The organism is Thioclava sp. F28-4 (assembly GCF_002020045.1).
In the GTDB taxonomy this organism is placed as follows: Bacteria; Pseudomonadota; Alphaproteobacteria; order Rhodobacterales; family Rhodobacteraceae; genus Thioclava; species Thioclava sediminum.
In genome coordinates this window covers 421,037-433,517 of record NZ_MPZQ01000001.1, presented here as the reverse complement: position 1 = coordinate 433,517, position 12,481 = coordinate 421,037, and the positions used below count along the sequence as shown (strand labels likewise).

9 protein-coding genes and 1 tRNA gene are annotated in these 12,481 nt (G+C 64.7%); 5 read left to right on the top strand and 5 right to left on the bottom strand.

Features of this window, described 5'->3' with window-relative positions; translation table 11 throughout:
• Positions 1-16: 16 nt before the first annotated feature.
• The 3 genes from BMI87_RS02055 to purM all read right to left on the bottom strand — a co-directional run bounded on the left by BMI87_RS02055 (position 17) and on the right by purM (position 2,480).
• Positions 17-769, bottom strand: coding sequence for a DUF1624 domain-containing protein (locus BMI87_RS02055; RefSeq protein ID WP_078519495.1), 753 nt, complete (start codon positions 767-769; stop codon positions 17-19).
• 80 nt (positions 770-849) lie between these two features.
• Positions 850-1,437: a phosphoribosylglycinamide formyltransferase gene (purN, locus tag BMI87_RS02050; protein WP_078519494.1), complete on the bottom strand. Its 588-nt coding sequence runs from the start codon at positions 1,435-1,437 to the stop codon at positions 850-852.
• Positions 1,434-2,480, bottom strand: a complete 1,047-nt coding sequence (purM, locus tag BMI87_RS02045) for a phosphoribosylformylglycinamidine cyclo-ligase (RefSeq protein ID WP_078519493.1) — start codon at positions 2,478-2,480, stop codon at positions 1,434-1,436. The genes purN and purM overlap by 4 nt, the downstream gene beginning before the upstream one ends.
• Positions 2,481-2,615: 135 nt before the next feature.
• Here purM and BMI87_RS02040 point away from each other — a divergent pair.
• The 5 genes from BMI87_RS02040 (at position 2,616) to ybaK (ending at position 8,390) form a co-directional block, all read left to right on the top strand.
• Positions 2,616-2,692 (top strand) — tRNA-Ile (locus BMI87_RS02040).
• 269 nt (positions 2,693-2,961) lie between these two features.
• Positions 2,962-5,289 (top strand): Hint domain-containing protein, encoded by a 2,328-nt coding sequence (locus tag BMI87_RS22985; RefSeq protein WP_305798447.1) that lies wholly within the window; start codon positions 2,962-2,964, stop codon positions 5,287-5,289.
• A gap of 105 nt (positions 5,290-5,394) precedes the next feature.
• Complete coding sequence (betC, locus tag BMI87_RS02030; RefSeq protein WP_078519492.1) at positions 5,395-6,939, top strand: choline-sulfatase; 1,545 nt, start codon at positions 5,395-5,397, stop codon at positions 6,937-6,939.
• Positions 6,940-7,074: 135 nt separating this feature from the next.
• Positions 7,075-7,902, top strand: a complete 828-nt coding sequence (locus tag BMI87_RS02025) for an aldo/keto reductase (RefSeq protein WP_078519491.1) — start codon at positions 7,075-7,077, stop codon at positions 7,900-7,902.
• 8 nt (positions 7,903-7,910) lie between these two features.
• On the top strand, positions 7,911-8,390 hold the full coding sequence (ybaK, locus tag BMI87_RS02020) for a Cys-tRNA(Pro) deacylase (RefSeq protein ID WP_078519490.1): 480 nt from the start codon (positions 7,911-7,913) through the stop codon (positions 8,388-8,390).
• On the opposite strand, the gene BMI87_RS02015 is transcribed toward ybaK, so the two are convergent.
• Together BMI87_RS02015 and BMI87_RS02010 are read right to left on the bottom strand one after the other, a co-directional pair.
• Positions 8,384-9,688 (bottom strand): DUF3422 family protein, encoded by a 1,305-nt coding sequence (locus BMI87_RS02015; RefSeq protein WP_078519489.1) that lies wholly within the window; start codon positions 9,686-9,688, stop codon positions 8,384-8,386. The two genes, ybaK and BMI87_RS02015, sit on opposite strands and share 7 nt — an antisense overlap.
• 198 nt (positions 9,689-9,886) lie before the next feature.
• The gene (locus BMI87_RS02010) at positions 9,887-12,337 is read right to left on the bottom strand and encodes an ATP-dependent helicase (protein WP_078519488.1); all 2,451 of its coding nucleotides are present in this window, start codon (positions 12,335-12,337) and stop codon (positions 9,887-9,889) included.
• Between the last annotated feature and the right edge of the window lie 144 nt (positions 12,338-12,481).

The following is a 12,481-nucleotide window of genomic DNA, read 5'->3' as shown; positions in this document are numbered from 1 at the left end:
GGCAGAAGCGCCAGTTTCAGTGCTGAAGGAGGAACGCGGCCCAGGTCAGCCCGTAGAGGATGGGCTGGTGGATCAGGTAGATCGGCAGGGTGTGACGGCCTGCGAACAGCGCGACTTTCATCACACCGCGTGTCTGATCCGGCTGGTAGCGCGCGGCCCGTTTCCAATAGCCCAGACGGTCGAGCAGTTTCGCCGCGCCCATGCCGATCAGGAACGGCCCGATCCACGGGAAGACCGGCTCGAAATCCATCGAGGGTCGCCACTTCGTCGAGAGCCCCAGCCACCACAGCCACGGGTGATTGAAGATCTCGAAGGCGTAGTTCAGATGCACCCAGACCGCGATCACGCCGAGTGCTGCCAGCAAGATCCACGGCAGGAACAGAAGTGCGGCACCGATCAGCGAACTGACGGCGATGGAATGCAGGATGCCGTAATAGATGAAGTATTCCGGCATCATCACATAGGTCGCGGCACTCACCAGCCCGGCGGCAACCACCACCTTGCCGATCCGCTTCCAGAACGGGGCGGTGCGGAAGCCGTGGCGATGGGCGAGCACGAGGCTGGCGCCGGCCATGAAGATGAAGGTGCTGGCTACCACGCGGGCGAAATCGAGGAAGGCGGGGTGAAACACCGTGCCACGCGGCACAAAGCCGAAATTCTCGAGATCGTAGGTCAGGTGGAAGATCGCCATGCCGATCAGCGCCACGGCCCGGATCAGGTCGGGGGCGATCATGCGCCCGCGCGGGGCCGTATCCGGGGTCGTGTCCATGTGTCAGTCATGCGCGAAGCGACGGCCGCTCGCAAGCGGATGCGGCGCATTTCGGCGTGAGCGTGCTTACAAATGGGCGCTTACAGAAAGACCGGCGTGCGGTCGCCCTCGGCGAACCGGCGCAGCACCGCCGGATAGAGGCGATGTTCCTGCACCAGCACGCGGGCGGCCAGATCGTCGGGCGTGTCGTCCGGCTCGATCGGAACGCGCGCCTGACCGAGAATCGGCCCGTCATCAAGCACCGGCGTCACCTCATGCACGGTGCAGCCCGCGACCGCATCGCCCGCCTCGATCGCGCGCTTATGGGTGTGCAGCCCGGGATATTTCGGCAAGAGCGAGGGGTGGATATTGAGCATCCGACCCTCGAACTGCGCCACGAATTCCGGCGTCAGCACCCGCATGAAGCCCGCGAGGCAGAGGATATCGGGCTTAGCGGCGAGGATCGGTTTCAGCAGCTCGGCCTCGAACGCGGCGCGATCCTTGCCATAGGGGCGGTGGTCGATGGCGGCGGTCGGTACGCCCATCCGCGCGGCCTTCTCCAGCCCCGACGCCCGTGCGTCGTTCGATGCGACGAGCACCGGGCGGGCAGGGTGGTCCTCTGCCATGCTCTCGACCAGTCGGACCATGTTCGAGCCGCCGCCCGAGATCAGGATCGCGACACGGATCACAGCAGCGCGCCCTCGTAGGCGATGCCCTCATTGGCGGTGACGGTGCCGATGCGGGTGACGCTCTCGCCTTCGCCTGCGAGCAGGGCGGCGACCTCGTCGGCCTTGTCCGCCGCGACGACGACGATCATGCCGATGCCGCAATTGAAGGTTTTCAGCAGTTCGCGCTCTTCCATCGAAGCGGTCTCGGCCAGCCAGCGGAATACGCCGGGCAGCTCCCACGCGTCGAGGTCGATGGTCGCGCCCATACCCTCGGGCAGAACGCGCGGCAGGTTCTCGGTCAGGCCGCCGCCGGTGATATGGGCCAGCGCATGAACGCCGCCTGCGCGCACCGCAGCCAGGCATTGTTTGACGTAAAGCCGGGTGGGCGCCAGCAGCGCCTCGCCAAGCGAGCCCTCATCGAAGGGGCAGTCCGCGTCCCAGCCAAGGCCGGATATCTCGACCACCTTGCGCACGAAGGAATAGCCGTTGGAATGCACGCCGTTCGAGCCGAGGCCCAGAAGCACGTCACCCTCGGCCACGCCTGCGGGCAGGTCGGTGCCCCGTTCCATCGCGCCGACCGCGAAGCCCGCGAGGTCGAAATCGCCCTTGGAATACATGCCCGGCATTTCCGCCGTCTCGCCGCCGATCAGTGCGCAGCCCGATTGCGCACAGCCTTCCGCGATGCCCTCGATGATGCGCGCGGCCTGATCGAGCTCGAGCTTGCCGGTCGCGAAATAATCGAGGAAAAACAGCGGCTCTGCACCTTGGCAGACCAGATCGTTGACGCACATCGCCACGAGGTCGATGCCGATCGTGTCGACATTGCCGGTGTCGATCGCGATGCGCAGCTTGGTGCCCACGCCATCGGTCGCGCCGACGAGGATCGGATCGTTGTAACCGGCCGCCTTCAGATCGAACAGCGCGCCGAAGCCGCCCAGACCCGACATCGTGCCCGAGCGCTGCGTGCGCTTGGCTGCGGGTTTGATCCGGTCCACCAACGCATTGCCCGCGTCGATATCGACGCCCGCATCGGCATAGGTGAGGCCCTGTTTTTTCTCGGTCATCGCGGCGCACTCCGGCAAGTAAACTCTTGGCCGAAGCCCTAGCGTAACCGCACGCGCCCCGCAACGTCGAAGGGGATGGGTGCGCGCGCTTTCTTGACGCGCGCGTGCGGCCTGACTAGAGGAATACGCAATGGTGGGCCTGTAGCTCAATTGGTTAGAGCAGGGCGCTCATAACGCCTTGGTTGCGGGTTCAAGTCCTGCCGGGCCTACCAGTTTTCCGCCGAAATTTCCGCAGCTTCGTGGCCGTGTTGCCACGACTCTCCCTATGCGTGTCGCCTCGCCCGGAAAGCCCCCATTTCGCCCAATTTGCGCCGTGAGACGATCACGAACCCGCGCCAAATGAGGGCCTTGTTAGAGTGTCAGTAACTATAAAAATCGAGCAGCCACGTCATAGGCCCCGATATTTTTGCACAGTCTTCGAAAGTCGGAGACCGGTCCCTCGCGGGCCTGTCCGGCAGTAACAAGGTAAAGCAGCGGCGACATGGCCACGACGTTCAACTGGATATATCTCGGCGTCGCCGAGGACGCGAACGGCAATATCTACTACTTGGATTCCCAAGAGGGAAATTCGAGCATGGAGAATTACAACCTTCTCCAGAACGCCTCCGCCGGGTCCTCCACCGATCCGCTGTTCAGCCACATCACCGAAGCAACGCTGATCGACAATGGCGGCTCGAGTGGCGTTCTCGACACCAATAACAACACGTCCAACGACACGATCCGGACCGATATCGGTGACGGTCAGGGCGTTCGCGATTTCACCTATGACGGTCTGGTGGTCTACAACACGACGATCACCTACACCGACGGCACCACGGCGAATGTGCAATCGGTCCTCGTGCAGACCACGACGGGCGAAGTGTTCCTCGCGCCGGAACTGTCGAATAATGCAACCACGGCGGCCTATGAGGCCAAACCGATCCAGTCGATGATCATCGGCTCAGCGGTGAGCTATCAAAACACCAATCTCGCGCAGGATCGCTACGTTACCGGCTTCGACGATGGCTATGTCGACGGCACCGACGGGGCGGACCGCATTGACGTGAACTACGTCGAACCGATCGCGAATGGCTCCGACCGCGTAGACAATAACGATGCGGGGCTCGCGGGCAGCAGCGGCAACGACGACTACATCCGGGCCTATGGCGGCAACGATACCGTGCTGGCCGGGCTCGGCAACGACACGGTCGATGGCGGCACGGGCGACGATTCGATCGAAGGCGGGTCGGGCAACGACTCGCTGATCGGCGGAACCGGCAATGACACGCTCCTCGGTGGCAGCGGGAACGACACGCTCACCGGGAACGACGGCAACGATTCCCTCGATGGCGGCGCGGATAATGACTGGCTCGATGGCGGGATCGGGAACGACACTCTGATCGGCGGTCTCGGGAATGACCGGCTGATCGGCGGCGCGGGCAACGACTCGCTCGATGGCGGGGCGGGGACCGATACGCTCGACGGCGGCACGGGCAACGACACGCTGCATGGCGGCGCGGGCGGCGATATCCTGTCGGGCGGAACCGGCATGGACTATGTCGACTATTCCGATTCCGCGAGCGCGGTGAACATCAACCTCGGCGCGGGAACGGCCACGGGCGGCGATGCGACGGGCGATACGCTCAGCGGCGTCGACGGGATTTACGGCTCGGCAGGCAACGACACGCTGATCGGCTTCGACGGCGCCTCCTCGGACCCGACGGATGGCTACACCAACGTCTTCTACGGCAATGGCGGCGACGACTATATCGACGGCGCGGGCGCGGATGACATCCTCTACGGCGGCACCGGCAACGACACCGTGCTGGGCGGATCGGGAAACGACTCGCTTTACGGCGACGAAGGCAATGACAGCCTCGTTGGCGGCACCGGCGATGATACGCTCTTCGGTGGCGACGGGAACGACGTCCTGCAGGGCGGGGCCGGGAGCGACCAACTCGACGGCGGCGCGGGCAATGATACGCTCTCGGGCGGCGGCGGCGGCGGCGACACTCTCGTCGGCGGCGCGGATGCCGACAGGTTCATCGACCTCGTCCCCGGCGACACGATCGACGGCTCGGAGACGGGCGACGATTTCGACATCATCGACCTCAGCGACTGGGGCTGGGACAATGTCGCCGTGCATCGTGACGCGGCGAACCCGGAAAACGGCACGATCGATTTCTATGACGGCAATGGCGCGGTCGTCGGCACGGTCAACTTCTCGAATATCGAAAAGGTCATCCCCTGCTTCACGCCGGGCACCTTGATCGCGACGCATAGCGGCGCCCGCGCGGTCGAAAGCCTGCAGGTCGGCGATCGCATTCTGACTCGCGACAGCGGCTTTCAGGTCATCCGCTGGATTGGCACCCGTGCGCTCAGCGCGGCGGAACTGCTGGCGAAGCCGGAATTCCGCTCCATCAAGATCGCACCGGGCGCGCTGGGCGCGAACCAGCCCGAGCGCGAGATGCGCGTCTCGCCGCAGCACCGCATCCTGCTGACCGGGCCGCGCGCGCAACTGATCGCGGGCGAGCCGGAGGTGCTGGCCGCCGCGCGCCATCTTGTCGGGTTGCCGGGGATCGAGATCGACGAAGAGGCCGAGGCGGTCACCTATATCCACGTGATGTTCGATAATCACGAGATCGTTTTCTCCGACGGGCTCTGGACCGAAAGCTTCCAGCCGGGGCAGGCGACGATGAACGATATGGATCAGGCGCAACGGGCCGAATTGCTTGCGCTCTTCCCGGAACTGGACGGCGAAGTCGAAAGCTATCTCGCCGCGCGGCCGAGCCTGAAACGCCATGAGGCCCGGATCATCGCGGCCGCCTGACCCGGCGCGAGCCACTTCCGCGTGACCTGCTTGCCCTTGCGTTCCCCCGCTCCGGATCGCTACAGGGGTTATTGACCCGTGGATCAATAAAAGGAGCGCGCTGCAATGCCTGACCTCGAAACCGCCGCCAAGGACGACAGCAAGCCGCGCCCGAACATCCTGATCCTGATGGTCGACCAGCTCAACGGGACGCTCTTTCCCGATGGTCCGGCGGAGTGGCTGCACACGCCCAATCTGCGCAAGCTGGCCGAGCGTTCCGTGCGGTTCGAGAACGCCTATACCGGCTCGCCCTTGTGTGCGCCGGGACGGGCGGCCTTCATGTCGGGCCAGCTTCCCTCGACCACGGGCGTCTATGACAACGCGGCCGAGTTCCGCTCGGACATTCCGACCTATGCCCACCACTTGCGCCGCGCGGGCTACCAGACCTGCCTCTCGGGCAAGATGCATTTCGTGGGCCCCGATCAGCTTCACGGGTTCGAAGAGCGACTGACCACCGATATCTACCCCGCCGATTTCGGCTGGACCCCGGATTACCGCAAGCCCGGCGAGCGGATCGACTGGTGGTATCACAATATGGGCTCGGTGACCGGGGCAGGGGTAGCCGAGATTTCCAACCAGATGGAATATGACGACAATGTCGCCCATGAGGCGAAGATGAAGCTCTACGATCTGGCGCGCGGCAACGATGCGCGGCCGTGGATGCTGACCGTCAGCTTCACCCATCCGCACGACCCCTACGTCGCGCGCAAGAAATACTGGGATCTCTACGAGGATTGCGACCATCTCGAGCCCGAGGTCGGCACGATCCCCTATGAGGAACAGGACAACCACTCGAAGCGGATTTTCGACGCCAATGACTGGCGCGAGTTCGACATCACCACCGAAGATATCCGCCGTTCGCGCCGCGCCTATTTCGCGAACCTGTCCTATCTCGACGACAAGATCGGCGAGCTGCTGCAGGTGCTCGAAGACACCCGGCAGGAGGCCACGATCCTCTTCGTCTCCGATCACGGCGACATGCTGGGCGCGCGGGGGCTGTGGTTCAAGATGAGCTTCTACGAGGGCTCGGCGCGCGTGCCGCTGATGATCTCGGCACCGGGGCTGGAGCCGGGGCTGGTCTCCGATCCGGTTTCGACGATCGACGTCACGCCGACGCTCTGCGATCTGGCGGGCATCTCGCTCGACGAGATCGCGCCCTGGATCGACGGGCAGACCCTGCTGCCGCAAGCCAAGCGCGAGCCCCGCAAAGAGGCGGTGGCGATGGAATATGCCGCCGAGGCGTCTTACGCGCCGCTCGTGAGCCTGCGCAAAGGGCGCTACAAGCTGAACCTGTGCAATCTCGATCCCGATCAGCTCTTCGATGTCGAGGCCGACCCGCATGAGTTGACCAACCTCGCAGACGACCCCGCCCATGCCGAGGCCTATGCCGCGCTGAAGGCCGAGGCGGCTCAGCGCTGGGATCTGGATCGTTTCGACGCGGAGGTCCGGGCCAGTCAGGCGCGCCGCTGGGTCGTCTACGAGGCGCTCAGCCAGGGCGGCCAGTACCCGTGGGATTACCAGCCGCTCAAGAAGGCCTCCGAGGCCTATATGCGCAATCACATGGACCTTAACGTGCTGGAAGAGAACAAACGTTTCCCGCGCGGGGAATAAGGGCGCACGGCCCGGGGGGGGGGCGCCGGCCCCGGGCCAATCTCTGGGGCTTTTCACTACCCCGTGAGCGCCTTTCCGGAACGCCGCGCCGCCCTAAGCTGTTGTCCAACCCAACAGGCAGACAGGAGATCGACCATGAGCGTTCCGACCCTCACCCTCAATGATGGCATCAAGATTCCGCAGCTTGGCCTCGGCGTCTGGAAAATGGACGATGCCGATGCGCCCGCCATCATCGAAAACGCCCTCGACGCGGGCTATCGCCATATCGACACCGCCGCCGCCTATGGCAACGAGGCGGGCGTGGGCCGCGGCATCGCGCAAAGCGGTGTGGCGCGCGAAGACATCTTCGTGACCTCGAAGCTCTGGAACGACCGGCAGGGCTATGACGAGACCAAGCGCGCCTTCGACGAGACGATGGGCAAGCTGGGCTTCGATTATCTCGACCTCTACCTGATCCACTGGCCGATGCCTGCGAAGGACAAATATGTCGAGGCGTGGAAAGCGCTGATCGAGCTGCGCGACGCGGGCCGCATCCGCGCGATCGGTGTGTCGAACTTCCTGCCCGACCATCTCGAGCGGCTGATCGAAGAGACCGGTGAGGCGCCCGCGATCAACCAGATCGAACTGCATCCGCGCTTCCAGCAGGCCGCGCAGCGCGAGGTGCATGAAAAGCTCGGCATCACGACCGAATGCTGGTCGCCCCTGGGGCAGGGCGAGGCGCTCGCGAACCCGATCCTCACAGAGATCGCGGCGCGCCATGGCAAATCGGTGGCGCAGGTGATCCTGCGCTGGCAGGTGCAGCTAGGTTGCGTGACGATCCCGAAATCCGCCAATCACGAGCGGATGCGCGAGAATATCGACGTGTTCGATTTCGAGTTGACCGAGGATGAGATGGCGCAGATCAAGGATATCGACAGCGCGGAAGGCCGGATTGGGCCGGACCCCGCCACCGCCGATTTCTGAGAGGGCCGATGGGTCATGCCACCCCGGCGACACAGGCGCTGACCCGCGCCAAGCTCGCCTTCGAACTGCACGAATATGCTTATGAGGCCGGTCAAGATAAGATCGGCCTCCATGCGGCCGGTGCGCTCGGAGTGGAGCCTTCGCGGGTTCTCAAGACCCTGATGGTCGAGGTGGATGGCAAGCCCGCCTGCGCGGTGATCCCGTCTGATGCGACGCTGTCGATGAAGAAGGTGGCCGCAGCTTTTGGGGGCAAATCCGCGAAGATGTTGGAGCCCGCCAAGGCCGAGAAGCTGACCGGGTTTCGCACCGGCGGCATCAGCCCCTTCGGCCAGAAACGCGCAAGCCCGGTGGCGTTCGAGCAGAGCGCGCTCGGCTACGAGACGATCATCCTGAACGGCGGCAAGCGCGGGCTGATGATCGAACTTCGCCCCGCTGCGGCGCTGTCAGCCGCGCGGGCCGAGGCAAAGCCCCTCATCGCCGATCAGTGACCGCCCATCCCCTTGCGGATGCGCCGGATCATCAGCCAGACCGCGAGGATCACGATCGGCGTCAGCCCCGCCATCATCAGCTCTTTGCTCAGCCCGATCTTCTTCGAGAGCGGATAGGCGAGGTAGCCCGCGACCGAGATCGCGTAATAGCTGATCGCGACCACCGACAACCCCTCGACCGTGTGCTGCAGGCGTAGCTGCAGGTCCGAGCGGCGATCCATGCTTTCCAGCACTTTCTGGTTCTGCGCCGAGCGTTCCACGTCGACCCGCGTGCGTAGCAGTTCGCCCGCGCGCGCCGCCCGCGTCACCATCTGGCGCAGCCGCGTTTCGGCCGATTTGACCGTGCGCACCGCCGGATCGTAGCGACGAGCCATGAACTCGCTGAGCTTCTGTCGCCCCTCGAAGCGGCTCTCGCGCAGGGCCTCCACCCGCTCGCGCACGATCGCCTCATAGGCTCCGGTCGCAGAGAAGCGGAAGGAATGCTGCACCGCGAGGCTCTCCAGCTCGGCGGAGATTTCCAGCAGGTCGTGCAGTGTCTCTTCGGCGGAATTGGCGTCATTGCCCATCCCGTCCACGATCTCGGTCAGGCGCGGGTCGAGCGCATTGAGCCGCTTCGACAGATCGCGCGCCCGCGCCAGCCCCAGCATCGACATCGCGCGATAGGTTTCCAGCTCGCAAAGCCGCTGCACCGTGCGCCCGATCCGTCCCGGCCCGGTGCCGGGCCGCGCGAAGACGGCAAAGCGCATCTGCCCGTTCGGGTCGATCCGGAAATCCCCCGCGACCACCGCCGCCCCGTCGAGCACCCAGGTGCAGACGAGGCTTTCGGTGACGAACCATTGCTCCAGCAGCGGCGAGATGTCGTCGGGGTTCTCGGGCAGCTCCTCGATGCGGATCTGCACCGCCGCGATCCGCCCGCCGGGCGCCGCATCGATCCAGCTATCGGGGTAGATCTCGGTCTCCGCCGGATCGAAGGCGCGCGACGACACGCCCTTGCCGAAAGCGAGATAGGTGGTGAATTCGGTATGGCTCTCCCATTTCACCTCGTGGCGCCCGATCTTGCCGCCGTAATGGGTGATCCCCGCCTGTGGCTGCGCCGCCCCGTTGCGCGTCAGAAGATCGACGAGGTGATCGTGATCCTTGCTGCGGTCGCGATTGGCCGCATCGCGCGGCTCCTTGAAGGCGACATAGACCGCATGTCCCGGCACGCCCAGTTTCGGATAGGGGCGGGCGTGCAATTCGTTCACGAGCGCATAGCGCTGGGGATGGTCGGGCAGGTGGGGCTTTGGATCGGCGGTCATCTCTCAAGTCTCGCTCACGCGGGTGTTACCCTCTAGCTGCGGCGAAATTCCCCGCTGATCAAGCGTTTGACGGCATGCATCGGAATACCGGGCAAATCTGCCACAGCGCCACGCGGATCGCGACGGGGCAGGGGGCGCTGCCCCCTCGGCCTGACGGCCTCACCCCGGGATATTTGCGCCAAGGCGAAGGGAGAAGGGTTAAAACGGCACGTCGTCGGCATCGGCGGCGGGCACGACGAAGCTCGACAGCAGACGCTTCTCGCCCGCCTTGTCGAATTCCACGACGAGCTTGTCGCCTTCCGAGCCCATCACCTCGCCATAGCCGAACTTCTTGTGGAAGACCCGGTCGCCGATCTCGTAATCGCTCTCGCCCTTGGCGTCGATCACCATATGGCGCGCCTCGCGCGGCTGGCCGGTCCCACGCGATTGAGCGTTTTGCAGCCGCCGCCAGCCCGGCGAGTTGTAGACATCGGCGCGCGAGACGCGGTCTTCCATCGCGGAGGAGCCGCCAAAGCCGCCCCCGTTCATACCGCCGCCATAGAGGCCCGGAGGCGTCAGCACGTCGATATGGGCGGGCGGCAATTCGTCGATGAAGCGCGAGGGCATCTGGCTTTGCCATTGGCCATAGACGCGGCGGTTGCCTGCGAAGGAAATCGTGCACAGCTCCTCGGCGCGGGTGATGCCGACATAGGCCAGACGCCGCTCTTCCTCGAGCCCCTTCAACCCGCTTTCATCCATCGAGCGCTGCGAGGGGAACAGCCCATCCTCCCAACCCGGCAGGAAGACCACGGGAAATTCCAGCCCCTTGGCCGCGTGCAGCGTCATGATCGAGACCTTCTCCTCGGTCTCGGCCTTGTCGTTGTCCATGATCAGCGCGACGTGTTCGAGGAAGCCCTGCAGATTGTCGAACTGCTCCAGAGCCTTGACGAGTTCCTTGAGGTTCTCGAGCCGCCCCGGCGCTTCCGGCGTCTTGTCGTTCTGCCACATCTCGACATAGCCGGACTCTTCCAAGATCCGTTCGGCCAGACGCACATGGCTGAGGTCATTTGCGGGCGCCACGCCATCCTCGGCGGGCTCGATCAGCAGGTCGTCATCCTCGGCCCGCGTCACCGCCGTCGCGGGCGAGGCCTGCACGACCTCCTCATGCCAGCGCGCGACATTCTCGACGAAGAGCCGCAGCTGCCCACCCGCCTTGCCCGACAGCGCGCCTTCGGCCACCAAGAGCCGCGCGCCGTCCAGAAGGCTCAGCCCGTTCTCGCGCGCGGCGACCTGAATGCGCTGCTGCGCCTTGTCGCCAAGGCCGCGCTTGGGGGTGTTGATGATCCGCTCGAAAGCCAGATCGTCATCGGGCGAGGTCACGAGGCGGAAATAGGCCATCGCGTCGCGGATCTCGAGCCGCTCGTAGAAGCGCGGCCCGCCGATGACGCGATAAGGCAGACCGATGGTCAGGAACCGGTCCTCGAAGGCGCGCATCTGATGCGAGGCGCGCACAAGAATCGCCTGTGAATTCAAGCTGATCGGCGGATTGCCGCGGGTCCCGCGCTGGATCGCCTCGACCTCTTCGCCGATCCAGCGGGCCTCTTCCTCGCCGTCCCAATGACCGATCAGGCGCACCTTCTCGCCGCCCTCGGCCTCGGTCCACAGTTCCTTGCCCAGACGGCCCTCATTGGCCGTGATCAGCCCTGAGGCGGCGGAGAGGATATGCGCGGTCGAGCGGTAATTCTGCTCCAGCCGGATCACCGCGGCGCCGGGAAAATCCTTCTCGAATTTCAGAATGTTGCCGACCTCGGCGCCACGCCAGCCATAGATCGACTGGTCGTCATCGCCCACGCAGCAGATGTTCTTGTGGCCCTGCGCGAGAAGCCGCAGCCACAGATATTGCGCGACGTTGGTATCCTGATACTCGTCGACGAGGATGTATTTGAACCAGCGCTGATATTGCGCAAGCACATCCCCGTGGGTCTGGAAGATCGTGACCATGTGCAGCAGCAGATCGCCGAAATCGACCGCGTTGAGCGTCTTCAGCCGCGCCTGATAGGCGGCGTAAAGCTCGGACCCGCGATTGTCGAAAGCCGCCGTCTCGCGGCCCGAGACCTTTTCGGGCGTCAGCGCCTTGTTCTTCCAACCGTCGATGAGCCCAGCCAATTGCCGTGCGGGCCAGCGCTTCTCGTCCATATTCGCCGCCACGATCAGCTGCTTGAGCAGCCGGATCTGGTCGTCGGTGTCGAGAATGGTGAAATTCGACTTGAGCCCCACAAGTTCGGCGTGGCGGCGCAACAGCTTCACGCAGACCGAGTGGAAGGTGCCAAGCCACGGCATCCCCTCGATCGCACCGCCCAAGTGGCGCCCCACGCGCTCTTTCATCTCGCGCGCGGCCTTGTTGGTGAAGGTGACTGCCAACACCTCGTTCGGGCGCGCGCGGCCGGTGTGGATCAGATGCGCGATCCGTGCGGTCAGCGCCGAGGTCTTGCCCGTGCCCGCGCCTGCCAGCATCAAGACCGGCCCGTCGAGCGTCTCGACGGCCTGGCGCTGCTGGGGGTTCAGTTTCTCGAGATACGGCGCGCTCCGCGCTTGCATGGCGCCCGCCATGGCACGTTGCGACAGGCTCGCAGCCCCTTCATACGGATCGTCGTCATCAGCCCAATTCATGGGAGGCAATCTAGCGGTTCGGCCTTCAGAGGGAAAGGGGCATGTTCGGCATCTGTTCGCCTAACGTAAGCTTCAGCGCCCGTCTTCGCTCTTGCGAAAATATCCCGGGGGCCCGCAGGACGGGGGCAGAGCCCCGTCACCGCC